The 23561-nt window shown below is 73.9% G+C and carries 16 protein-coding genes and 3 pseudogenes; 7 read left to right on the top strand and 12 right to left on the bottom strand.

Translation table 11 applies throughout. The features are described 5' to 3' along the window. Window positions 1-116: 116 nt before the first annotated feature. The 4 genes from ACWD01_RS07795 to ACWD01_RS07810 are packed head-to-tail and all read right to left on the bottom strand — an operon-like array spanning window position 117 to window position 2581. Window positions 117-428, bottom strand: a complete 312-nt coding sequence (locus ACWD01_RS07795; RefSeq protein ID WP_451159185.1) for a hypothetical protein — start codon at window positions 426-428, stop codon at window positions 117-119. Beyond that, window positions 415-804 carry a hypothetical protein gene (locus ACWD01_RS07800; RefSeq protein WP_451159187.1) on the bottom strand — a complete coding sequence of 130 codons (390 nt, stop codon included), beginning with the start codon at window positions 802-804 and terminating at the stop codon, window positions 415-417. The genes ACWD01_RS07795 and ACWD01_RS07800 overlap by 14 nt, the downstream gene beginning before the upstream one ends. 2 nt (window positions 805-806) lie before the next feature. Continuing rightward, window positions 807-2036, bottom strand: a complete 1230-nt coding sequence (locus ACWD01_RS07805) for an Nramp family divalent metal transporter (RefSeq protein WP_451159189.1) — start codon at window positions 2034-2036, stop codon at window positions 807-809. Continuing rightward, window positions 2033-2581, bottom strand: a complete 549-nt coding sequence (locus ACWD01_RS07810; protein ID WP_451159191.1) for a hypothetical protein — start codon at window positions 2579-2581, stop codon at window positions 2033-2035. The genes ACWD01_RS07805 and ACWD01_RS07810 overlap by 4 nt, the downstream gene beginning before the upstream one ends. Before the next feature lie 295 nt (window positions 2582-2876). Here ACWD01_RS07810 and ACWD01_RS07815 point away from each other — a divergent pair, with 295 nt between their 5' ends. Continuing rightward, window positions 2877-4235 (top strand): alkaline phosphatase PhoX, encoded by a 1359-nt coding sequence (locus ACWD01_RS07815; protein WP_451159193.1) that lies wholly within the window; start codon window positions 2877-2879, stop codon window positions 4233-4235. A 107-nt stretch (window positions 4236-4342) separates the two neighbouring features. Here ACWD01_RS07815 and ACWD01_RS07820 read toward each other — a convergent pair whose 3' ends face one another. Together ACWD01_RS07820 and ACWD01_RS07825 are read right to left on the bottom strand one after the other, a co-directional pair. Then, on the bottom strand, window positions 4343-4939 hold the full coding sequence (locus tag ACWD01_RS07820) for a hypothetical protein (RefSeq protein WP_451159195.1): 597 nt from the start codon (window positions 4937-4939) through the stop codon (window positions 4343-4345). Window positions 4940-4984: 45 nt separating this feature from the next. After that, the gene (locus tag ACWD01_RS07825) at window positions 4985-5602 is read right to left on the bottom strand and encodes a TetR/AcrR family transcriptional regulator (RefSeq protein WP_451159197.1); all 618 of its coding nucleotides are present in this window, start codon (window positions 5600-5602) and stop codon (window positions 4985-4987) included. Between the two features lie 50 nt (window positions 5603-5652). Here ACWD01_RS07825 and ACWD01_RS07830 point away from each other — a divergent pair, with 50 nt between their 5' ends. Then, on the top strand, window positions 5653-6189 hold the full coding sequence (locus tag ACWD01_RS07830) for a GNAT family N-acetyltransferase (protein WP_451159199.1): 537 nt from the start codon (window positions 5653-5655) through the stop codon (window positions 6187-6189). A gap of 27 nt (window positions 6190-6216) precedes the next feature. Here the strand turns inward: ACWD01_RS07830 and ACWD01_RS07835 are convergent. Then, window positions 6217-6441 (bottom strand): annotated as a pseudogene (locus tag ACWD01_RS07835) (class I SAM-dependent methyltransferase); the annotation flags it as partial. Window positions 6442-6757: 316 nt separating this feature from the next. On the opposite strand from ACWD01_RS07835, the pseudogene ACWD01_RS07840 reads away from it, so the two are divergent. The 4 genes and pseudogenes from ACWD01_RS07840 to ACWD01_RS07855 all read left to right on the top strand — a co-directional run. Next, window positions 6758-6949 (top strand): annotated as a pseudogene (locus ACWD01_RS07840) (DUF4253 domain-containing protein); the annotation flags it as partial. Between the two features lie 122 nt (window positions 6950-7071). After that, entirely contained in the window at window positions 7072-7176 is a 105-nt protein-coding gene (locus ACWD01_RS07845; protein ID WP_451159201.1) for a hypothetical protein, read from the top strand. Between the two features lie 299 nt (window positions 7177-7475). Continuing rightward, a complete protein-coding gene (locus ACWD01_RS07850) occupies window positions 7476-9206 on the top strand; it encodes an SPFH domain-containing protein (RefSeq protein WP_451159203.1) in 1731 nt (576 codons plus the stop codon). After that, entirely contained in the window at window positions 9203-10540 is a 1338-nt protein-coding gene (locus ACWD01_RS07855) for an SPFH domain-containing protein (RefSeq protein WP_451159205.1), read from the top strand. Before ACWD01_RS07850 ends, ACWD01_RS07855 begins: the two co-directional genes overlap by 4 nt. Before the next feature lie 88 nt (window positions 10541-10628). Here the strand turns inward: ACWD01_RS07855 and ACWD01_RS07860 are convergent, their stop codons facing one another. Genes ACWD01_RS07860 through ACWD01_RS07880 form a run of 5 tightly spaced genes read right to left on the bottom strand, consistent with a single transcriptional unit; the run spans window position 10629 to window position 23217 of the window. Then, window positions 10629-12419 (bottom strand): hypothetical protein, encoded by a 1791-nt coding sequence (locus tag ACWD01_RS07860; RefSeq protein ID WP_451159207.1) that lies wholly within the window; start codon window positions 12417-12419, stop codon window positions 10629-10631. Beyond that, window positions 12416-16087, bottom strand: a complete 3672-nt coding sequence (locus ACWD01_RS07865; protein WP_451159209.1) for a vWA domain-containing protein — start codon at window positions 16085-16087, stop codon at window positions 12416-12418. Before ACWD01_RS07865 ends, ACWD01_RS07860 begins: the two co-directional genes overlap by 4 nt. Window positions 16088-16091: 4 nt before the next feature. Then, entirely contained in the window at window positions 16092-17291 is a 1200-nt protein-coding gene (locus ACWD01_RS07870; protein WP_451159211.1) for an AAA family ATPase, read from the bottom strand. A gap of 35 nt (window positions 17292-17326) precedes the next feature. Then, window positions 17327-22366, bottom strand: coding sequence for a hypothetical protein (locus tag ACWD01_RS07875; protein ID WP_451159213.1), 5040 nt, complete (start codon window positions 22364-22366; stop codon window positions 17327-17329). Next, window positions 22363-23217, bottom strand: coding sequence for a DUF4132 domain-containing protein (locus tag ACWD01_RS07880; protein ID WP_451159215.1), 855 nt, complete (start codon window positions 23215-23217; stop codon window positions 22363-22365). Before ACWD01_RS07880 ends, ACWD01_RS07875 begins: the two co-directional genes overlap by 4 nt. A 242-nt stretch (window positions 23218-23459) precedes the next feature. Between ACWD01_RS07880 and ACWD01_RS07885 the strand changes: the two are divergent. Next, window positions 23460-23561 (top strand): annotated as a pseudogene (locus ACWD01_RS07885) (NAD(P)-dependent oxidoreductase); the annotation flags it as partial.

Here is a 23561-nt window from a genome sequence, read left to right on the forward strand (position 1 = left end):
ATCCCTTGGCTCCCCCGTCTACTTGCCGCGGGGGCGGCGCAGGATCAGCCAGGCGAGGAGTGCGACGAGCGCCGCGTACTCCAGCCACGCGAAGAGGACGGCGAGTCCTTCCGTCGTCATGACGCGTCTCCCGTCGGCGCGGTGCGGACGGTGAGTCGGCGTTCGTGGAAGGAGAGGACGTCCGCCCAGGAGATCCGCCGGCTCCGGCGGTTGAGCAGGGTGGCGACGGCGGTGACCAGGTAGGGCCCGTTCACCTCGTGCTGTGCGTAGCCGAACCGGTAGGCGAGGGCGGACGGCCCGACCACGACGGCATCGATCCGCCACGGCTCTGACGCGGACGGACGCGCGAGGCGGATGTCGTGGACCTTCCCCAGCCGGCGTCCTCGGGTGTCCTCCACCACGGACCCCAGCAGGTCAGTCGCTCTCACGCTCACCCCCGGGCAGCCTGGACACGAGGTGGCGGCGCAGCCACCTCTCCGGGCCCAGAAGCCGCGGGAACGCCTGGATGCGGGCGTCGACGGAGATCACGGGGCCGACGTCGCCGATCAGCTCGGCGGGCACCTCGACGGGCCCTTCGGCCGGCGAGATCCGCCGGGCCAGCCCGGTCCACCAGAGTCCCGGCCGGCCGCCCAGCCGTGCTCCGAACGCCTGCTGGCCGACCAGCAGGGCCGCGAGGACGGGCGGCCCGCCGTCGGGGCCCGGGTCGGTGAAGAGGAGGTCGTCCACCTTGCCCAGCGACGTACCGTCGGCGTCGACGAGCTGACGGTCGAGGAGCTCCAGGCCGGCGTCCAGATACTCGGTCATGGTCACAGTCCCGCCTTGGTCGCGATGAGCAGGGGCAGGGCGGCCAGCGCGCCGGCCACCACAAGGAGCAGATAGACGGTGCCCACCGCGTTGGCAAGGCGCCCGTTGACCCGGTCCCCGAGATAGCGGCGGTCGTTGGAGATCACCAGGATCGGCAGATACGTCAGGGGCAGTACCGCGGCGCCGAGATAGACGGCGTAGATGGTGACCGTCACCGGGTTGACCGTGGTGAGCGCCACCGCCGTCGCGCCGAGCAGGGTCACCAGCAGCAGCGTGTGGAACCGGCTTGCGTCGGCGGGGCGTGCGACCTTGCCCCAGGTCCAGCCGAAGTGGTGGGCCACGGTGTAACTGGAGGAGAGCAGCGTTTCGATGGTGGAACCGAACACGGCGGCCACGATCCCCAGAATGGCCAGGGCGAACCCGACCTGCCCGAAGGCCAGGACGACGGGCAGCACGGTCTGGCTCAGATGCTCGACCTGGATGCCGGCGGGCTGCAGAACCTGGTGGGCGACGACCTGGATGCCGATGGCCAGGATCCCGCCGATGGGATACCCGATCCAGCAGTTCATCCGGACTTCCGTCAGGTTGCGCGCCCGCCAGCGGTGCTCCACGGCCGCCGAGGAGAAGAAGAACACCTCGTACGGCGTCATCTGCGCGCCGAGCATCACCAGCGCGTAGAAGAAGTAGGTGGGCAGGCCCTCACCTGCCGGCAGCTGCGGCTGCGTCACGTTGTGGAGCATCTCGCCCCAGTCCGGCCCGAGCTGCCAGACGGCCACCACGAAGACGAACAGCGCCATTCCGGCCAGGCCGTAGGCCCGCTCCATGAGTTCGAACGGCACACGCCAGATGACGAGCCAGGCGAGGAACGCGACCGGGGGCACCCAGAGCAGGTAGTGGACGTCCGTCAGGAGTTCGATGGCCAGGGCGATGCCGCACAGTTCCGCGACGAGGGCGATCGCGTTGACGAGATAGGAGACGACGACGGTGACCAGGCCGGTGCGGGCCCCCATGCGCTCGCGGATGAGGTCGAACACCGTGCGGCCGGTCACCACGGCGACGCGGCCGGCCATTTCCGAGTAGAGGGCCACGCCGATCACCGCGACCACCGTGACCCACACCAGGGCGAGCCCGAAGCGTGCCCCGATCAGAGCGTCGGTGATCAGGTCGCCGATGTCGATGAAACCGCCGATCGCCGTGAAGACGCCCAGCGCCAGGCTGAGGACCTTCTTCATGTCGGCCTGATCATCTCGAAGCGGGACAGCCGGGCGGAGAGCGCGGGCAGCCGTTCACCCAGCGCCACGAGTTCGGTGGTCCTGCCGTCGCGGGCGGCGATCCGCAGGTCCCCGAGGGTGCTGTGGCATTCGGTCAGCAGGGAGGTGATGCGGGTGCGCAGCCGGTTGCTCTCCTCGGTCGGGGGCTGCACGGAGCCGAGTTGCGTCGAGACCGTGCCTACCGCTGACTCCACGTCGGACAGCGTCCTGCTGGTGTACGCGGCGGGTGACTTCCCGGCCTCCACCGCGGTGACGACGAGGCGCGCCGTCTCGACGGACGAGCGTGCCGCCTCCGCGGCGTTGGCGACCTTCTCCTCGTAGTCCGCGCCGGTACGGGACGTGCCCACGCAGCCCGCCAGCGTCGCGAGAAGCACCAGCACCGGCAGCAGCACGGCGGCGCGGCGCGGGCACGCCCCGGGCGCCGGTACGCCGGCGAGGAACCCGGCCGGCCGTTCCTCGGCGCCGGCCCTCGTGCTGCCGGGCGGGTCCGACGTCGTGCGGGGCAACGTTCCTCCGTGATTCCGCCACGCCGACCGGTGACGCCGCTGGGTGTCCGTCTGATCGCCGCTGGGTGTCCGTCGCGGCCAGCCTGGCATCCGGAACGGGCCCGGCAGCGCCGCCACCGCTCCGACGGGCCCCGATTCCGCCGATTGGCAGCATCCCCGCGCACCTGGTGGGGCCGGGGACTCAGGTGGCTGAAAACGTTCGCCCAATGCTCATCTTCGGTTGGGAATCGGAACCGCGGCCCACTCCTAGGGTGATGGACGCCGCTCCCCAGCCCACAGCTTCGAGAGGACTCCCATGACAGGCACGTCCGCCGGAAGTTCGACCGGTTCCGGTTTCGAACGACGTACCCTCCTGCGCGGGGCCGCCGTGGCTGCGGCCGCGTCCGTCCCCTTCCAGGCCCTCGCCGCCCGTACGGCGTCCGCCGCGCCGGTCAAGTCCGCCTTCGACGCCGGGTACGGCCCGCTGGGCCCGGTCAAGGACCAGGCCACCGGTCTGGAACTGCTGCAGCTGCCGCGCGGGTTCGAGTACATCACCTACGGCTGGACGAACGACCTCATGGACGACGGGGTCCGCACCCCGGGCTCGCACGACGGCATGGCGGCCTTCCGCTACGGCGACAAGGTCCACCTCGTCCGCAACCACGAGCGCGGCGCCGGACCGGCCTTCACCGCCCCGGCGTACAACCCCGAGGCCGGCGGCGGGACCACCACCATGGTCTTCGACCCGGACGCGGGCCAGTGGCTGGAGTCCTACGGCAGCCTCGGCGGCACCATCCGCAACTGCGCCGGCGGACCCACCCCGTGGAACACCTGGCTCACCTGCGAGGAGACCTTCTCCACGACCGCCGGCAAGCGCCACGGCTACATCTTCGAGGTGGCCTCCGAGGGCAAGGGCAACCCCGAGCCGTACAAGGCCATGGGGCGGTTCAACCACGAGGCCGTCGCCATCGACCCGGTCACCGGCTACGTCTACGAGACCGAGGACCGCGGCGACGCGTCGCTGTACCGGTTCGTCCCTGCGGTGCCCGGCGACCTCTCCAAGGGCGGCCGGCTGGAGGCCATGCGCATCGGCGCCACGACGTACGACACCCGCCGCGACGGCGACAAGGCGTACGGCACCGTCTCCTGGGTGCCCGTGGAGGACGCCGACCCGGCGGCGGACACGGTGCGCCACCAGGCGCAGGCGAACGGCGCCGCGGTGTTCAGCCGCCTCGAGGGAGCCTGGTACGGCAACGACCGGATCTACGTGATCACGACCGACGGCGGCCCCGCCCGCCAGGGCCAGGTCTTCGAACTCGACCCGGCCACCGACGAGTTCCGGGTCCTCTTCGCCTCCCCGGGGGCCGAGGTGCTCAACGCGCCGGACAACATGTGCGTCAGCCCCCGCGGCGGTCTGGTGCTCTGCGAGGACGGCAGCGGCACCGAGTACGTCCACGGCCTGACCATGGAGGGCGAGATCTTCCGCTTCGCCGCCAACAACGCCGACCTGCGCGGCGGGACGGCGGGCAAGTCCGTCGCGGCGGCCGACCACCGGGGTTCCGAGTGGGCGGGATCCGTGTTCGAGCCGAAGAACGGGAACTGGCTGTTCGTGAACATCCAGACCCCCGGCATCACGTTCGCGATCACCGGCCCCTGGCGTCAGGGCGCGCTCTGATCCGGCCCCTGGGGTACCGTCCGGCCCCGGCCGGGCGGCCCCGGTGCTCAACGGCCGCTGTCCGGGCGGGACAGCGGCCGTTGTGTCCAGCGCTCACCGGAGCCGGCTCACTGCCCGCCGAGTAGCAGCACAACGGACACGTACAGGCTCCCCGACACCGTCAGGAACAGAAAACCGAGAGCCGTGTGGACGACGAGACCTCGCCCCGGCGCCAGACCCAGATGCACTCGGGCCGCCCGGCTCACCCTGGGCGCGGGGACTCCGCGCGCCGCGTTCGCGTCCGCCTTCTCGATCGCCCGGCGCAACTTCCGGCGGCTGCGCTCAGTGGTGACGCCCAGGCGTACACCGTGGGCGTCGCGCACCACCAGGGTGCGGTGGACACTGCCGTACGAGAAGGTCGTCAGCAGCCGGACCGTGGTGATCCGGTCCAGGTCGACGGACCGTTCGCCGGTCAGGGTGCGCGCGATCAGACGCGACGACGAGTGCCGGAACGGGGCCTGCTCCTCGCACAGGGCGGGCAGGAGCACGACGCCGATGATGCCGCCCAGCAGGCCGAGCACGATCGGTGTGCCCTCGGGAACCGCGCCTGTCCTGGCCAGTCCGTAGCCGGCGAAGGGCAGCAGAAGGACCGCCACCGCCAGGCCCGATCCCACGCGTGCACGGACCACGCTGCGGGCCGCGGCCGCGTCCTTCGGTGCCGCCACTGAACACCCCCGTGCTGTCTGCGGCGGCCGTCCGCCGTGATCGGATCACTGTACGGCCGCAGAGGGCGGGGACGGGGCCGGGGATGCCAGTGCGGTCAGGTAGTCGTCGAGCAGTTGTGTCTGCCGGTCGGGCGGAAAGGCGGCGGGATCGAACAACGCCTGGACCACCAGGCCCAGTACGAAGGCCTGAGCGCCGGCCGCGATGCGTCCCGGGTCTCCGGCGGGCAGTTCCCCGAGCCGCTGGGCGTCCGCGACCGACGCGCGCAGTCTGTCGCGGCTCCGGGCGTACTTGCGGCCGTAGTCGTCGCTCAACTCCGGGTCGGCGAGCGCCGTGTCCCACGAGGACACCCAGATCCGGTTGGCGGCGGTGGCCTCGGCGGTCAGCGGCAGCACGGCGAGCAGGGCAGCCCTCACCGCGGACAGCCCCTGCCCGGCGGCCCGCCGGGGACGAGCGGCGGTGCGGCGGTCGAGCAGGTCGAGGGCGTGTGCGACGAGGTCGTCCTTGGTGGGGAAGTAGTGCGTGAGCAGACCGGTGGTCGCGCCGAGCTCACGCGCGACGGCGCGCAGCGTCAGCCCGTTGAAGCCGTCGGCGGCCAGCACGCGCCAGACCGCCTCCGATACGTCGCGCCGACGGGCTTCGTGATCCCCCTTGGTACGTGGCATGCTGCGACGGTACATAACCATAACGCTTGTTGTGCGAATGCGAGGTTCCCATGTTCTCCCTCCCACTGCGGGACGACGCGCACCTGTTCCCGCTGGAGCCGTGGCACGCCGAGGAGTTCGCCGCCCACCTGGACCGGGCCCGCGAGCACATCCGGCCGTGGGTCGGGGCGGGCTTCGTCACCGACGACGTCGACGGGGCGCGCGCGACACTGCGCCGGTACGCCGAGCGCCAGGCCGCGGACGGGGCCCGCCTGTACGGCATCCGTCTCGACGGCGCCCTGGTCGGCGGCGTGATGTTCACGGACTTCAGCACCGCCACGGGCTCGTGCGAGATCGGCTGCTGGCTGGAGCCGTCCGCCGAGGGCCACGGCCTGGTCACCGCGGCGTGCCGCGCCCTGCTGGACTGGGCGTTCCTCACCCGCGGAATGCACCGCGCCGAATGGCACTGCCGGGCCGACAACGAACGCAGCGCCGCGGTGGCCAAGCGGCTCGGCATGACCCTCGAGGGCGTACGCCGCGAATCCTGGCCCTTCGACGGCACCCGCCACGACAAGCAGCTCTGGGCGGTCCTCGCCTCTGCATGGTGAGCGGCCTGGCGAGGCGGCCGGCCGGCGTCACCGCCGCTGCGACACTGCCAGCTCGATGAGACTGCGCTTGGTCACCCGGCCGCCGTACCGCCCGTCGATCAGGCCAGCGACGCACCTCAACAGGCCGTCCCTGGCGGCATCGGGAAGAGCCCGATGGCCGGAGTAGGTCCGCAACAGCTCCAGATACTCCGCGGTGGTGTACGAAAGGTCCTGCTCGTAGCAGCGGAACACGGTGGGGCCGAATCTGCCGGGTCCTGTACACGTGTGGGTCTCCGACGAGTTCCCCCAAGACGTCGAACGGCTGTGGCCCCGGCTGCTGAGCGAGCAAAGAACACACGGCCTGGTTCCACTCCTGTGCTGGCCCGGCGCCATCGGAAGACCGCTCAACTTGGACCGCCTCGACGCCGTCGAGCTGGAGGAGGTGCTGGCCGCGGACTTCGCCGAGTACCGCCGCAGGAGGCTGCCTATCTGGACGGACCCGACGCCAAGCCCAGTACCTGACGGAATCGAGCCGTGGCCACACGATCCCGGGCCACCCTTCGAACAGTGGCCGGGCCTGGCGCCGGCGATGCCGATCGCGCCGTCAGGCCCGACGCCCGAGGGGACTGCGGCAAGTCTGGTGGCCGGGCTCATCGAGGAGGGCCGGTTCGGGCTGGACGAATGCCGCCTCGTTCTCGTCCCTGCCCGTCGCAGCAGTGACGCTCTGGCGTTGACCGGCTGGTCCGCGGAAGCGCCACTCCCTCTGCTGTGTGCACTCCTGCGGAGCTGGGAGGAGCGCTTCGGCGCCCAGGTCGTGGCGGTGTTCGGCAGCGAGCTGCGTGTCTCGGGGTCGCGAGACCTACCGTTGAAGCAGAGCACACGGACCTGCTCGCTCTGGAACACGTGCTGTCGACCGCGGACAACATCGTCGACGACCCGCCCACACCATTTCCCGAGTACGCGACGGACCTCATGGGGCGAACTTCCTGGTCGTTCTGGTGGGACTGACCCGCGAGACGTCGCCGGACCCGGACGAGGGCGGCGCCGGGTGCGGTGCTGCCCGGCAGTGAGGTGAGGCTGATCGTTCGCAGGGCCAAATACCCTGTGCCTACGGCTCGTTGGCGCATCGCCCGGGCCGCGTTGCGTTGCCTGTGCGCCTCGGCGCCGAATGCGCCGGGTGACGCGGCGGGAGCGGCGTACGGCGTCTGTCCGGGTCGGAAACGCGTGGTGAATGACTACCCTGCCCTGTACCCGGCCGGGGCCATGGTGTGGGATGGCCCGCAGATAGCAAGAGCGAAGGGGGAAACGTGGCACGGACTCAGAACCTGCGGGAAGCCGCGCGTGCGTACGCAGGAGGTGCGAGCCCGCAGCAGATCGCCGAGGAGGCGCTGCGTCGCCGCGCCGGCGGCGCGGGCGGCGGCAGCGGTGGCGGCGACGACGGAGGCCGGCGGCAGTCCGGCGCGGCCGGGGCACAGGCCGGTCAGGGGACTCAGGACGAGGGCATGGACCCCGGAGACTTCCCCGCCGCCCGGGAACAGGGCGGCAGCATCGCCACCGTCATGGCGCAGAAGACCGTCCCGCTGGACGAGGCCGGCGAGGCCCTCAACCGCAGCGAGCAGCGCAAGGAGGGCGGCGAGCAGGTGCACGCCATCTGCCCGATGGTGATGCCGCGCGGCCGCTCCTTCCTGAGCATGCTGCCCGTCGTGCTGCTGCTCGTGCTCGGCGCCGTCGCCTCCGTCATCGTCGCGGCGGCCGGAGACGGCCTGCTCACGCACCCCCTCTTCGGCATCCACTACTGGGTGATCTCCGTCCTTGCCGTCGCCTTCGTCTGGGCGCGCCAGGGCATGGTGATGGTCCCGGACGGCTGCCAGGCGCTGATCACCCGCTTCGGCAAGCTGGAGAAGGTGGTGGGCCCCGGCCGGGTGATCCTGCTGAGCCCGTGGAAGCGGGTGTCGTACATCGTCAACACCACCCGCGAGTACCCGTTCAACGCACCGGTCCGCGAGGCGCCGACCAAGGGCGGGGTGAAGGCGTCGATCGACCTCTTCATCCAGTTCCGGATCAGCGACCCCACCGAGTTCGTCTACACGCTCGGCGCCGTGCGCGGCTTCGAGGAGAAGCTGAGCAACGCGGTGAGCGAGACCATCCGCAGTCTCATCTACGAGCAGGAAGCCGCCGCCATCTACGACATGGTCGGCGAGGACACCGGACGCCTGGTCGAGCAGCTCAACCAGCAGTTCCGGCCGGCCGTGGAGCTGACGAACGCCAACATCACGCACGCCGAGCCGTCCGACCGCGCCTACCGCATGGACCTGGCGTCGCCCGAGATGGTGCGCGTGGCGAAGGAGGCGTACACCCACGAGTACGCCCTCCAGCTCCGCAAGGAGCAGGACGAGGGTGACCTGACCAAGGAGCTGGCGACCCGTCAGGAGACGCTCTCGGCGATCCAGGCGGACATCGCGCAGTACCAGGCGCAGATGGACACCGCGGTCGAGCGCGAGACCAACCGGGCCGAGGCGCTGGCCCGCCAGCGGTACGTGCAGGCCGAGTCGGAGGCGAAGGCCAACGCGGCCCTTCTGGAGGCGCAGGCCCTCGACATCCGCGCGGTGACGGCGGCCGAGGCGCCGGAGATCCTGGAGTACCGCTACCAGCAGCAGGTGCTGGACACCCTGGAGCAGGTCGCGGACCACCTTCCGCGGTTGGTGCGGATCGGTGGTCCGGGGGAGCGCGGGGAGGCCGCCGGTGTCGACTTCCTGCAGCTCGCCAAGGAACTGATCGGCGAGCACGGGACGGAGCTGTTCACGGACGCGGACATGGCCACCATGCGCGCCCGGCTGACCGACGTCGCCGCTCGTATCGCTGATCGTGAGACCGAGATCAGCGCTCTGCTGGAGGCCGACCGGCCGGTGGTACCGCCCGTCCGTGGCGAGGAACCCGGCACCACGGAGCAGCCCGGCGGCCCCGGATCCGGCACAGAGTCCGGCTCCGGCTCCGAGTCCCCGTCGTCCCCGTCCGAGCCTGAGGAGGGCGCCCTGTGAGCACCGCACGTATGAACCGCAGGTCGGTCATCTCCGAAGCGGTCGCCCCCTGGAGCGAGATCGCCCAGCTGCTGCGCGGCGGCGAGGCCGGCACCCTGATTCCGGTCATCATTCCGCGTCACCGCCGCCGGCTCTGGTGGATGCTGCCCCTCTGGCTCGGCGTCTTCTCCCTGCTGTCCGGCGTGATGCTGACCCTGCGGGAAGCGGAGGCGGAGTCGGAGGGCAGCGATGTCGCCGACTTCGCCTACGGCGCACTCGCCACCCTCGGTTACGCCGGTGGCTGCGTGCTCCTCCTCGCGGGCGCCCTGTGGTGGTGGCGTTCCTCGATCGTGGAGATCGAGCAGGGCACCAACGGTGTGCTGACCCGCTACGGCGCCGTCACCAACACCCTGGAGGCCGGCCGCCACTACCTGTGGCACCCGTGGTCACGCGTGGACTTCGTGGTGGACACCGCCACCGAAATCCCGTACTCCGCCCCGGTCATGGCCTGCCCGACGCAGGAGAACGTGCCACTGCGGTCGATCGAGTTCTTCCTGAAGTTCCGCATCACCGACGCGGTGCTGTTCGTACGGACCATTGGCGCGGGCAACTTCGACCTGGTGCTCTCCAGCGCCGTCCAGGACGCGATCCGGCAGCGGGCGCGCCAGATGCGCACCGAGCGGGCCTACGACCTGCGCGGTTCGGACGTCGCCGACATGCAGGAGCTGCTCAACCGCCAGCTGTCCCGCTACGGCGTCCGCATCACCGGCTGCAACATCCCGGACGTGCAGCTGCCGACCCAGTACCAGCAGCATCTCGCCACCCGCGAGCGGGTGGCGAAGGAACGCCACGCGTACGAGCAGGAGTGGGGCCTGACCCGTAAACGCCGTATCGACAGCCTCGGAATGGACATCGAACGGGCCAAGAAGGTCCGCGACGCCCGCATCGTCGAGGTGAAGGCCGCGCTGAACCGGGCACGCGAGGCGGTGGCACAGCTGCTGGAGGAGCAGGAGACCAACGCGCAGCGCGTGCGTTTCGAGATCGAGACGCGCGGGCGCAGCGGGCTCATCGCCGCCGAGAACGAGGCCCGTGCGCAGCGCGCCCTCGCCCAGGCGTACCGGGACAACGCCGCGGTGCTCCAGTACGAACTGGCCCGTCGCCGGCTCGAGGTCGGCGCCGAACTGGCCACGCACGCCCCGCAGCCGGTGGTCATCCGTACGGACGGACCGGGCAGCGGCGACACCTCCGCCCTGTCCACCCTGCTCACGGCGCAGCTGCTGCCGCGACTGTCGCAGGCCCTGCCGGCCGGGGACGGCGTCCCCGCCGTGCGGTACGCGACGGACGACGAGGGATAGAGCGCGAAGGACCGAGCGGCGGAAAGCCGTTCGGGGCCCCTGCCGGTCGACGCACCGTTCGTCGCCGGCAGGGGCTGGGCATATCACCTCACCTGCTCCCGCTCCACGCGGCGGCGCACAACGACCGCTCCACCTCGTCCGTGTAGACGGCGGCCGCCAGCCACGCGCGTGCGAAGCGGTCGGTGTCCGCCGGGAGCAGGCGGCCGAAGGCGTCGCGCGAGCGGTCCGCGGCGGCCGCCTGGAGGCCGTCGAGAAGGTCGCCCGCCGTACTGAGACCGACCCGGCGGAGCCGGCCGCTGTCGCCTGCCCCGCTCCCGGGCAACGCCAGGACGCGGCGGCCTCCGGAGACGGCCTGGTGCAGGCGGCGCCGCAGCAGATGCAGCGGGGCTTCGTCCACGGCGGGTGCGGCCGCACTCTCGGGGGGTGTGCGCTGCGCGGGCAGATCCGCGTGCTGGAGGCGGTCCAGACCGAGGTCCACCCGGGCTGCCGGGTCGCCGGGGTGCTGGGCGGCGAGCAGCAGGGCGCGCGGGAGCGGCCCCGGCGCCAGGCGGGCGATGACCCGCAGCCGGCTGCCCCGGGCCGCGGCCAGGAGGCGGAGATTGTCCCGGTAGGGGAGAGCGGGGCTGTCGTGCGCCGTGGTGAGCCGGAGCGTCAGACCGTCGCTGTCGGCCAGCAGACAGTCGCCCGAGGCCTCCCGTGCCGTGCCCGTGAGCGTCACGTCGAGGAACAGCAGGTCGTGGCCGTCGCCGTCGAGGGCCCGGGCGACCTGCTGGGCGACGGGCACCGCCCACAGCAGCTCCAGCGGGTCGGCGTGCCACGCGACGCCGGAGGCGCGTACCGCCCGCACCCCCGCCCCCGCGCCGAGCCGGCCCGTCGGGGAGACGGTGGCGCCGGAGACGGCGAGGCCCGCACGGGACAGCTCACGGTGTGTCAGGGCGGTGTCGCCGATCCGTACGGCCCGGTCGGCGGCGCCGGTCGCCCGCCCGGGGCCGCCCGGTGCCACGTCGGCGACCGTGTAAAGACGGCCCTCGGCGTCGGCGGTCCAGGTGACGGCACCCGCGTACCCGGTCGCGGTGAGGACGGGCTCCGAGAACAGGCCGTACAGGCGCAGCGAGCCGTCGGGGCGGTACGGCTGCCGTACCGTGCCGCGCAGCCCGGCCAGATCCGCTCCCGTCGCCTGCGGCAGGCGGTGGGCGACGGCGAGGACGTCCCGGTGGGCGCCGGCCAGGTCGGCGAGACGGTACGCGGGGTCGGCGGAGCGGGCCGCGCGCACCGCGGTGACCACGGAGACCGCCGCCGCGGAGGCCCGTGGGAGGCCCGCCAGCCGGGCGGTGTACGCGGCGCGCAGCAGCTCCGCCTGGAGGACGGCGCCGGCTCCGTCCGTGCCCGCTTCGAGCACGGTGGCCGCGGCGTCGTACAACGCCTGTGCGGCGGTGCGCTGTTCGTCGGTGGCGGCCGCGTCCTCCGGGGCGTCGTCGTGCGAGGCGGTCCCCTCCGTGGAGTCCGACTTCGGAGTCCCGTCGGCCGCCGACGTCCCCTCCATGGCCGACGTCCCCTCCGTGGCCGAAGGCCCGTCCGCCGCCGGGGCCACGTCCGCGACCGGTGCCGCGGAGGCCGCGGCGGCGCGGTGCAGGCAGTCGGGGGCCAGCAGACAGCCGCAGCGGATGGCGTCCGCCGCGGTCACCACCCCGCCGGGGGCGTGTATCTCGAGGTCGGTGTCGTCGTCCACGGCGATGCGCACGGTGTCGCCGTCCCGGACGGCCGGGCGCGCCGCGAGCTTGGCGACGCCCGCGTCGAGCCGCTTGCGGAGCCGCGCCGACAGGGCCTCGACCAGTTCGGCGGTGACGGACGGGGCGACCGGAGGCAGGTCCGGGCTCATGCGATCTTCTCCCCTACCCAGCGGGCGAGTTCGAGCGGACTGAGGGCGGCGACGGGCATCCCGGCGGCGACGAGCTGTCCCGCGACGCCCGTGGAGTAACGGGGCCGGCCGGTGTCGTCGAGGCTCGCGCAGCCCAGGACGTGGCAGCCCGCCCCGACCAGCGCGCGGACCTCGGCGAGGAGCCCGCCCAGCGGATAGCCCTCCTCGAAGTCGCTGACGACCACGACGAGGGTGCGCGAGGGCACGGTGACCAGTTCGCGGGCGTGCCGCAGACCGGCCGCGATGTGGGTGCCGCCGCCGACGCTGACCTCCAGCAGCAGGGACAGCGGATCGTCGACGTGCCCGGTCAGGTCGACGACCTCGGTGGAGAAGGCCAGGAAGTGCGTGGACAACGTCGGGACGCCGGCGAGCACCGAGGCGGTCAGCGCGGCCCAGACGGTGGACGCCTCCATGGATCCCGACACGTCGGTGACCAGGACCAGCCGCCAGTCGGCGGCCCGCCGGGCGCGCGTGCGGAAGACCGGCCGTTCGGGGATGACCCGTACCGTGCCGTCGGGGCCGCGCTGCGCGGTCGCCAGGTTGGCGCGCAGGGTCCGGGGCAGGTCCAGGCCGCCCCCGGGCCGGCGGCTCGGGCGCGGCAGTGCGGTGCCGTGCAGGGCGGGGCGCAGCCGCGTGGCGAGTTGGCGGGTCAGTGCGTCGACCAGTTTCCGCACGAGCGGGCGCAGCGCGGCGAGCCGGGCCTCGGGCAGCCCGCCCGCGTGCCGCAGTACGGTGCGCAGCAGATCGACCGACGGCCGTACGCTGTCCGCGTCCAGCTCGGCGAGGACGTCCCGGCGCCCCGACTCGGCGGCGGCCGCCAGGACTTCTTCGCGGACGCCCGGCCCGAACAGCGCCGCCAGTTCCTGCGACCACTCCCGCACCCCGGGATAGGGCGCCTCCCGGCCGCCGCCCGCTCCGCCGAGGTCGCCTCTGCTGCCCTCTCCGCGTCCGGCGCCGTACAGCTCGTCGAGCGCGGTCGCCAACGGGGCGGCGGACGGAGGAAGCCGGTTCGTGCGACGGCCGAGGACCAGCCGCCAGCGGTCGGCGGGGGCCAGGAAGCGGTCCTGGACAGCGGGGGAGTCGGCCGAATCGGGGGAGTCGGCGGAACCGGGCGAGGTGTCGGGGGAGTCGGCGGAACGCGGCGATGCGTCGGAGACGGGTGAGGTGTCGGAGGCCAGTGGGGCATCGGTGACTGGTGAGACGCCGGAGATCGGTGTACGGGCTGCGACGGCACCCGCAGGCGGCGGCAGCAGGCCCAGCGACCGCAGGCTCTCGCGGGCAGTCAGGTCCGCCCGGGTCCAGACGGCGAGGGCGGCCGGGTCGACGCCGTCGGTGTCGGCGAGGCGCGGAGCGTCGAGGCACTCCTCGACGGTCGCGAGGAGACGGTCGCGGGCGGCCGGGCTCAGCGTGTCGAAGCCGCCGCGCAGCGCGGGAAGCCGGTCGAGGAACTCCCGGTCGGGCAGCTCCGAGACGCGGTCGAGCAGGGGTTCCAGGGCGGGCGCCGCCGCCTCCAGCAGCGGCCCGGCGGCGGCCAGCAGCCCACTGAGCCGGGCGGTGAGTGCGGAGCGCGCGTCGGGGCCGGTGGCCCCGTCGACCCAGGACGCCACCCGGTCACCGAAGTCCCGCGCGTCCTCCTGCCCGAGCAGAACGCGTACAGCTCCGGCGGCGCCGCGCATCAGCGGGGAGCCGTCGGCGGCCAGTCGGGCGAGGGCGTCGGTGAGCCGGATACCGCCCAACAGGTCCGCACGGTGGGCCAGTTCGAGCAGGGCGTGGGCGTCCGCCGGGTCCTCGGACCCGGTGAGACCGTCGACCTGCCGCACCGCCGCCGTCGTGAGCTGCTCGGCCACGGCGGCCGCCCGGGCCGTACGGTCCGCGTCGGCGTCGAGCCCCGGGACATGACCGGCGCGCAGCCGGTCCAGCAGCGCCAGTCCCGCGAGCAGCTCGGACAGGGTGCCGGACAACGGAAGCACCCGCGCGACGTCCTCGAGACGCTCGTCCGCGAGAGCGGGCAGGCCGCACTGGGCCGCCTGCGCCAGCCCCTCCAGGGCCTGCGCCGACGTCGTCCCGCCCGCGTCGGACTCGGCGCGCCGCCGCTCGCGCAGCACACCCTCGGCCGCCTGCGCGGGCGTGACCCCGCGTACGCCGGCCGCCGTCAGCATGGCCGCCGTCGCGGGTGTCCAGCGCACCTCCCAGCGCGAGGTGAGGGCCTCGGCGCCGCCCGCTGCGACGACCTCCTTGGCTTCCCCGTAGGGCACCCCGCACACCGTCAGCCGCTGCAGCAGCAGTTGCCGGCGCCGGTCGAGGTCCGAGCGCAGCGGATCCAGACGCAGGTCACGGGCCGCACCGGGGCCGGCCGCCTCTGGGCCCGGCAGGCCCAGGGCCGCCACCTCGGCCTCGACCGCGGGGGCGAGGCCGCTGCGCGGCGCGTCCGGGGCGGGGCGTCCGGTGCGGGTGCCGACGAGGACGTGCTCCATGGCCCGCGCCACCGCCCGCCCCCGGCCGTACGGTTCGCCCTGCGCGAGCACCGTCTGCAGCGCTTCGACCAGCTCACCGCGGCCCGCCGCGGGCAGTCCGCGCAGGCGGGCGAGGTCGGAGGCGAGGCGGGTCACCTCGCGCGCCTCTGCGGGCCCCGACGGATGGCCGAGCTCACGCAGTCGCGCGCACACCCGCACGGCCGCCCGCGTCAACGCCTCCTCCAGCGCGGCCGGATCGCCCGCCGCCCGCAGCACCCTGTCCTGCCACTCGGGGTCACGGATGCCCGCCGGGTAGCCCGACCGCTCGTCCAGGAGGGCGTAGGTGTAGGGGATGAGGGACGTCGTCCATGCGGGACGGGCTGCGCCCGCGCTGGAGGGCCCCGCCTCCGCTGCCGCCTCGTCAACCGCCTCCGTGGGGTCGACGGCCGCCCTGGTGTCCGGGCCGATCAGCGCGGGGGCGTGGAAGGCCCCGACCACCGCGGCGGCCCGCTCCCCCCGCGCGGTGGCCCGGGCCAGCTGGGCCCGCATCCACTGCTCGCGCCGCAGATCCAGCTCCGGCACACCGCCCGAGGAAGCCGCGTCCTCGCGCAGTGCCCACCCCGTGAGCAGGGCCGCCCGGCGCAGGGCCTCGGGCGGGGAGCCCGGAGCGGTGGCCTCGACGAGCCGGTCCCAGAGATCGTCCCCGGCGCGGCCGGACAGCCGGGCCCGCAGGGCCGTGGCGATCCCGGGCTCGCCCGAGCCCGGCGCCGTGCCCTGTCGGCCCTCCTCCCAGGCCCGGTCGGCGAGCGGCAGATCGCAGGCGATCACCGGCACGTCGTACCGGGCGGCCCAGCGCACGGCGGCCAGTTCGGGCGAGAAGTCGGCGAACGGATAGAACGCGGGGCCCTGGCCGCCGCCCCCGTGACCGGGGGCGGCGGCCAGCGCGACGGGGGCCCGCGTCTCTTCGTGCCCGAGCCACGGCAGCCACTGCTGCATCTCGGCCGGCAGCTCGACCAGCAGGACGTCCGGCTTCGCCTCGTCCAGCAGCACGGGCACGGCGGCGGCCAGGGACGGCGCGTGGTGCCGTACGCCGATGAGGTAGGGCGCCGCCGGGTCGGTGAGCGCCGCCAGCGCCTCGTCCGGAGCGCCGGTCACGGCGGCGGGGGAGGGGAGCACGGTGTCAGCCCTCCAGGACCGTACGCAGGTCCCACAGGGTGCGCCACGTGGCGGAGCCCTGTTCGGCGCGGCGCCGGACGGGGCCGTCCCAGTAGCCGCGCAGCCGCGCCGCGTCGGCCGGGTCGTCCTTGCGCACGACACCCAGCAGATGCCCCGGCAGCAGGCCCAGCACGTCACGGTCCCCGGGGAAGTACGCCGCGGCGAGAGCCAGCGCGCCCGCGACGGACACGGCCTCCGCGGTGCTCATCACCGTCGACGGCCGCTCCACTTCCCAGCCCTCCGCCGACCTGCCCTCACGCAGGTCCCGGAAGGCGGTGACGAGGGCCTCCAGAACGGCGTCGTCGACCTGGAAGGGCGCCCCGGCCCGCTCGACGGACGCCCGGGCCTGACTGCGCACCAGAGCGGTCTCCGCGTCCAGGTCCGCGATGGGGCCGACCGTCTCGAAGTTGAAGCGGCGCTTGAGAGCCGCGGACATCTCGGAGACGCCCTTGTCCCGCAGGTTGGCGGTGGCGATGAGGCAGAAGCCCGGCGCCGCGTGTGCGAGGGCGTCCTCCGTGCCCGCCAGTTCGGGCACGGCGATGCGCCGCTCGGAGAGCAACGACACCAGGGAGTCCTGCACTTCGGGCAGGCAGCGGGTGACCTCCTCGACCCGGGCGACGGCGCCCCGGCGCATCGCGGTCAGCACCGGCGAGGGCACCAGCGCCTGCCGGCTGGGCCCCTGGGCCAGCAGCAGGGCGTAGTTCCAGCCGTACTTCAGCTGGTCCTCCGTCGTGCCCGCCGTGCCCTGCACGACCAGGCCGCTGGTGCCGCACACGGCGGCCGACAGCAGCTCCGACAGCATCGACTTGGCGGTGCCGGGCTCGCCGACGAGGAGCAGCCCGCGCTCGCCCGCGAGCGTCACCACACACCGCTCGACCAGGGCCCGGTCGCCGACGAACTTGCCCTCGACGGCGAGGCGGCGCGGCACCCCGTCGGGCACCGCGGCGCCGTCGGGCAACTTCAGGGCCCGGCCGTCGCTGCCCATGACGAACGTGACGACCGCGCGGGGGGTGAGCCGCCACGCCGGCGGACGCGGCCCGTCGTCGTAGGCGGCGAGGAAGGCCAGCTCGACGGCGTGCCGGTCCTCGGGCGGGACGATCTGGCGGGCGAGGCCGGGAGAGGGAGAAGCGGAGTCGTGGGAGGTGGGGGAGAGCGTGGCGGTCATCGTCGCGTGTTCTTCCGGTTGCGGTGGGACGGTGGTCATCGGCGGCGGCCCTTGCGGGTCGCGCGGGTGGTGAGCTCCTCGTACGCCGGGGCGTCACCGGCGCGGACGCGGGCCACCGCGCGGGCGAACAGCTCCGGCACCGGCACCAGCGGCACCGTGCGGGCACGGGTCCGCACGGGGTAGAGGCCCCCCTTCCAGATCTCCACCGGCAGCGCGGGGGCCTTGAGGTCGAGCCAGCCGCCGGGCAGGAAGAGGGAGCGCCCGGCGCGCGGCCGCTTGGCCTCGACGACCAGGTCGGTGGCCGCGAGTTCGGCGCGGGCCTTCTTCATCCGGGCGGGCCTCCAGCCGGTCCAGCGGGCGCAGTTGCGGTCGGTGGGGTCGGGCAGGGCCAGCAGCTGGAGGTAGAGGGCCGCCGCGTCCTCGCTCAGGCCGTGGGCCTCGGCGGCCTCCCCGACCAGCTCGGGCACGCCGGCGGTCGGGTCCTGCGCGTAACCGGCGGACGGCTCTTCGGGACCGCTGCCCGCCGCGAGCGCGCGGGCCAGGTCCTCGCCGAGGATCGTCCGCAGGGCCCGCAGGCCCTCCCCGCGTCCCGCCCCGACGAGCCCTTCGACCAGACCGAACACGGCGTCGTCGGGACCGTCGAGTCCGGCCGGGCGCACCAGCACGGCCTCCTGGTCGCCGTACCCGGGGCGCAGTACCAAGGCCTCGCCCAGCCGGGTCAGGCCGTCCGCGTCGGCGCCCCCGGTGGCGGGCAGGCCGTACGCCTTGCGGAGCAGGGGTCCGGCCGGTCCCTTCTCCGCCCAGGCGATGTCGAGGTCGATCAGCAGGCCCGGGTCGGCGATACGGCCGCGCAGCGCGGCGAGGCCCTCGACCAGGGAGGCGCGCAGCGGGTGGCCGTAGGGCAGGCCGTAGGCGAGCGAGGCCAGCGTGTGCACGGCACTCGTCAGGTGGTACTGCCCCGGCAGGGCGGCGGGGTCCGCGGCGACGAGATCGCCGTTCTTGCCGGGGCGTTGGACCGTGGTGCGGCTGAGCCAGGGGGTCCACCGCGGGTTGAGCACGGCCTCGGCCGAGCCGGCGGGCACGCCCGCGAGGTCGAGGTCGGCCATGAGGTCCTCGGGCAGCCGGACGAACCCGCCGAGCCGCTCGGCCCACACGCGTCCTGCCGCCGCCGTGTCCGGGCCGGCCGTCCACAGGTCGGCGGGGGTCTCGGGCAGCAGGGCGCCGAGGAGCGCATTTCGGTGGCCGGACCACAGAGCACCCAGCAGGCCGTTGCCCAGATCCCTCTGACGCGGCTTCAGACCGATCGTCGTGAGCATCTCGGTGGACAGCTCCGTGGGCGTGCCCGCGAGCAGCAGGGCCGCCTGGAGGGGGCCCAGCCCGCCGCCGGTCGCGTGGGCGAGGGCGTCGGGCGCCTCGGGCTGCCAGGGCGCGGCGCCCTTGTCGCGGATCAGCCGGGTCACGGCGGTGAGCGCGTCGGCGGGGAAGACCGGCGGGTGCGCGATCTCCTTCTCCAGCGTGAAGTGGGCGACCGCGCCGAACAGTCCGGCCGGATCGTGGTCCAGCGCCAGCCAGTGCACGCGCCCGCTCTGCCGGTCGACGTTCCGATTGCCGATGACGACGACGGTTCGGCCGCCCTGCCGCAGGACCTGGCCGACGCGCTCCTGCTTGTCGTGCGGCTCGCTCAGGACGATCTCGCGCAGTCCGCCGCCCGGCGCGGCCAGCGGCCCGTCCGCGACCGCCTCGAGCAGCAGGAGCAGCGCCTCACGGTGCGCGTCGGACACGACCGGGGAGGCCGCGCGGTAGGCCAGCGGGCGCAGCACGTCCAGCACGGACGGCCAGGTCATGCCGCTGCCCGGGATCGTGCGGTCGTCGCTGACCCATCCGCCGGACGTGAGGCGGGAGCCCTTGTGCAGCGGCCTGCCGTCGGCGGGCTTCCCGGACAGCACGTGGTTGACGGAGCGGATCTGACGCAGCGCTCCCCACCGCCCACCGCCCCACCAGCCCTGCTGGGGGGCGAGGTCGGTGACCGCGCCGCGCAGCGTCTGGTCGTCGCCGTGTTCGGGGCTGAGGTCGGCGAACATGCCCTCGACGCCTCGCCGGTCCCCCTGCGGCCGCTCCACCGGAGGTGCCACGAACGCGGCGGTCGACTCGGCGAGCCGCAGCACCGCCCGCACCAGAGCGGCGACACCGGTGAGTAGGTGCGGCTCGGTCAGGGCGGGCAGGCAGCGGGACACGGCCTCGCGCAGGAAGGCGTCGGCGGTCGGCACAACGGGCTTCTCGGTGTCGGTTGTCGCGGTGGCGGCCGACGGCCCCCCGGCAGCGGCCACCATCGCCGCGCGCTCCGCCAGCGCCTCGGCCCCCGTACGCAGCAACTCACCCGCCTGTTCGTCGCTCAGTGCGCGCAGGAGCGCCGACGCTGCCTCGTCACGCGGCCGCAGCGCATGCCAGAAGGCGACCGGCGGGACCAGCCGCGTACCGGCCGCGAACTCACCGCCCCGTTCCAGCGGCGTCACCCGGCCCAGCTCCACGGCCGCGCCCGAGGCACTCCCGGCAGCGGGGCCCGGCCCCGCCTCGCCCGCGTGCAGGGCGATCTGCCGGTGCACGGCGACGACGACCGGCGCTGCGCCCCCGGGGAGGCGCAGCGCCCCCAGCGGAACACCCGCCACCCCGTCCCGCGCGGCCGGCAGGCAGACCGTCCGCCCGTCGGGGGTGCCGGCCGTCGTGCGGGCCTCGCCGCCCTCGCCCTCCGTGCGCACCCAGTGGCCGAGGACCGTACCGTCCGTGCCGAACGGGCTGTCCTCGAGGCCGGGCTGCAACGGCAGCACCGAGCACTGCTGCTGCAGCAGGGTCGCGCCCTCCCGGATGCCGGTCCGCAGGAACGCGGGCAGTGAGGCGCGCCCGTGCGTGCCGGAGACCGGGTCGTACTCGAGCCACAGCTGCTGCCGGCCCTGCCTGCCCTCCCGCCAGTACGAGGTGCCGTCGCCGAGGACTCGGCGGCCGGGCGGCAGGACGGTGTCACCGGCGTGCAGCGCGCGGCCACCGGTGGCGCGGCCGCCACCGGGCATCGGTAGCGACGGTTCACCGGCGTCACGGGGGTTGTACCAGCCGGGGACCCGCTCGCCGGTGAGCGGGAACACCTCGGCGGGGCGGGCCGACCAGTATCCGACCTGCTTGTTGTCCTGATGCCACATCACCAGCAGCTCGCCGTCCGTGTAACGGAACGACGGACGCTGCCACTGGTTCAGCTCCACGGGCAGGCGCAGATCGTGCTCCAGCAGGATTCCCTGCGGGCCGACGACGATCGCCTTGTGCCTGCGGGACAGGATCAGCGCGGGCCACGCCTCGTGAACGGCCAGGGTGTCGTCGCGGTCGCGCCGCGTCTCGGCGTCGAGCCGCCGCAGCGCCTCGTCCAGGGCGGGCCAGCCCAGTTCGTCCAGCAGGCCGGCGCGCAGGGTACGGCCGAGCAGCGGCGTGACCTCGTGCGCGGCGACCTGGGCGACGGCTGCCGGGCCGACCTGGGCGGCGACCGTACGGAAGGGTCGCATCCGCTCCAGCGCGGCGCGCGCCGCGGGCAGGGCGGCCGCGGCGGCCAGCTCGGCCGCCGCGTCGTCCAGCCACTCGCGCAGCACGTCGGCGAGCACGGGGTGGCCGGCCAGGCTCTTCAGCAGCTCGGCGTCCGGATGGTGGCCGCTCAGCGTGCCGACGGAGCTGTACAGCAGGCGCCGGCAGCGGGCGTCCGCGGCGACGGCGGTCAGATCCCGCCGGCCCGGCAGCGTCTCCCGCAGCCACTGGTTCAGGGGCAGGAAGACGTCCTTGTCCGGGCCGGGAAGGGTCAGCGGCACACCCTCCGCGACGCACAGGTCCAGCAGATCCAGATCGGCGCCGGCGTGCCAGCGGCCCGTGAACAGGTCCACCGGCCGGCCCTGGGCGCGCAGACGCGGCACCATCCGCTCGACCAGCGCGAGCGTGGCCGGCGAACGCCCGCTCACCGTACTGCCGTGCTTGCGGTACGCGGCCCAGCGGCTGAGCCAGTCCGCCGCGTCGACCTCCTCTGCCGCCGCCCCGGCCTCGCCGGTCAGCAGTGAGTCCGCCCCGGTCTCCGCGAGCAGCGTCAGCCAGAACTCGTCGTCCTCGGTGGACCCGCCCAGCCCCGCCGGCATGATCTCCAGCAGCCGGACCCGGACGGCGGGCTGCTGCCCGGCCAGGACGGACAGCGTCGCCCGGTACGCGTTCCAGAAGGACGCGGGCGCGCGGACCGCCGCGGGGGAGGCGAGCAGGTCGGCGACGAGGGCGCACTCCTCGGTGACCCGGTCCAGCCCTGCCGCCTTGATCAGCCCGCGGGCGTCCTGCGGCAGCGAGGCGTACGGCGGCATGCCCGCCGCGCAGCGCTCCACGGTGAGCTGCCGGAACTGGGCCCAGGCCGCGGCGGGACTCAGCCGCGTCGCGAGGGCCTTCACGTACTCCTTGAGCGCCTTGACCGTCAGCGCGCCGGCGAAGGCGAACTCGAGGAACACCGCGCGCTGCCGCTCCTCGTCCACGGTCAGCCCGTGCACCCGCTCGGCCTCGCGGGCCTTGCCGAAGAAGGCGGCCGCGTAGGTGGTGTTCTCGTGCTGGAGGAAGACGCGGGCTGCCTGCTCGTAGAAGGTCGGCAGGAAGTGCGGCACGGCACGGCCCAGCCGCTCCCCGAGCGCCTCGAAGCCCTCCTTGGCCGTACCGGGGCGGGACTTGGCCTGCCGCGCGAGCCGCTCGACGTCCTTGACCAGCGCCAGCGCGTGGTGCCCGTTCGCCGGGTCGTTGACCAGCGCCCAGGCGGGGAAGCCGAGCGTCTCTCGGCGCACCTGCCCGACCTCGGGCGTCAGCGGCTGCCGGACGAGTCCGAGGAAGTCCAGAGCCAGGTCCTCGGCCTCACCCAGCATGCCCGGCACCAGCCGGACGACCTTCCGCTCGTCCAGCGCGGGGTGGGTGTACGTCCGCACGGTCAGGATGTCGGCGTCGTCCCGGTTGGTGGTCGCCGGGGGCAGGACGGCGCCCGCGTCGAGCAGGGCCGCGGCAAGGGTCTCGTCGTACGTCGTCATGCCGCCTGCTCCTCGTCCTCGATGTCGCGCCCCGCGTACAACGCGGCCGCCATGCGCATGCCCTCCGACCAGGCCACCGGCCCGACCTGACCCAACGTCAGCACACGGCCGGCCGGGTCGGTGAACACCAGAGACCCGGTCTCCGTCTGCTCGTAGCCGTCGTAGTCGCCCACCCACACCCGGGCCTCGACACCGCGGCCGTCCTCCAGCACGGAGCAGACGGCGTGACCCGCTCGCACCCGGTACCCGAGCTGGGTCGCCCGGCCGTGCAGGAACCGCAGTTCCTTGAAGACACCGCCCGCGTACTCCTCGACGGACGTGGCCTCGGTGTCGACCGCGGCCGGCCGCCGCCACACCTCACGGAACAACTGCTGGGCGCGCTGCTCCACACCGAGCTCGACGGCGAACTCCCGCAACTCCTCGAGATCGTCGAGGAGTACCGGGTGCGGCAGGCGCACCAGGGCGGGGGTGATGCGGACGGTGTCCCCGTCCAGGTCCACCAGGCCCAGACCGCGCTCCGGATCGGCGTCCCGAAGGAAGCCGGCCACCTCGCCGTCCTCCCCGGTGACGACGAGGTCGCGCAGCGCGGCCTGCCAGGCGGGATCCGGCCACACGCCCGCGAGGACGGCGAACGGCACAGGCAGCGAACGCACCATCCACCGCTCCACGTCCGCCAGACACCCGCGCTCGTGCCGCTCCAGCCACTCGACGAGCTGCCGCAGGCCCACCACGGCCGGATCGTCGGCGATCTTGGGCGGCACGGACTTCAACCGCCGCCCCGCCGCATTGCGGCACACCACCTTGCCGTCGTCGAGAGCGACTTCATAGCCGCCGGCCGACACCCACCCCATGTGTGCCTCCTGCACCCGCAGTGATCAACTGCCGGGAACTCTAGGACAGGCCACTGACAACGACTCCGGCGGAAGCCTTCCGGCGGTCATCGCCCGGCCGCCCGCAGCGCGGCCGCAGGTGGCGGGAACCCCGGTTGCTCAGGCGGGGAGGGGCTCCAGGCCCGCATCGTCACAGGGCGGACAGCCGTCGCCGCCCATGTGCTCGGCCGCGTCGATGTAGTCGGCGCGGGCCCCTGGGCCTCGAGTTGTTCAAGGCGATGGCCGACCGCGCGATCGCCGCCGGACACGGCGGCGAGCAGTATCCCGTGCTGATCGAAGAGTTCGGCAAACCCCACGGCGGCTGA

Source organism: Streptomyces sp. NPDC002835 (assembly GCF_053591995.1).

Bases quoted from the DNA above. Each gene is read 5' to 3' on its own strand.
- ACWD01_RS07800 (WP_451159187.1), bottom strand. From the start codon at position 804: ATGACCGAGTATCTGGACGCCGGCCTGGAGCTCCTCGACCGTCAGCTC.
- ACWD01_RS07805 (WP_451159189.1), bottom strand. From the start codon at position 2,036: ATGAAGAAGGTCCTCAGCCTGGCGCTGGGCGTCTTCACGGCGATCGGC.
- ACWD01_RS07815 (WP_451159193.1), top strand. From the start codon at position 2,877: ATGACAGGCACGTCCGCCGGAAGTTCGACCGGTTCCGGTTTCGAACGA.
- ACWD01_RS07825 (WP_451159197.1), bottom strand. From the start codon at position 5,602: ATGCCACGTACCAAGGGGGATCACGAAGCCCGTCGGCGCGACGTATCG.
- ACWD01_RS07830 (WP_451159199.1), top strand. From the start codon at position 5,653: ATGTTCTCCCTCCCACTGCGGGACGACGCGCACCTGTTCCCGCTGGAG.
- ACWD01_RS07860 (WP_451159207.1), bottom strand. From the start codon at position 12,419: ATGAGCCCGGACCTGCCTCCGGTCGCCCCGTCCGTCACCGCCGAACTG.
- ACWD01_RS07870 (WP_451159211.1), bottom strand. From the start codon at position 17,291: ATGACCGCCACGCTCTCCCCCACCTCCCACGACTCCGCTTCTCCCTCT.
- ACWD01_RS07875 (WP_451159213.1), bottom strand. From the start codon at position 22,366: ATGACGACGTACGACGAGACCCTTGCCGCGGCCCTGCTCGACGCGGGC.
- ACWD01_RS07880 (WP_451159215.1), bottom strand. From the start codon at position 23,217: ATGGGGTGGGTGTCGGCCGGCGGCTATGAAGTCGCTCTCGACGACGGC.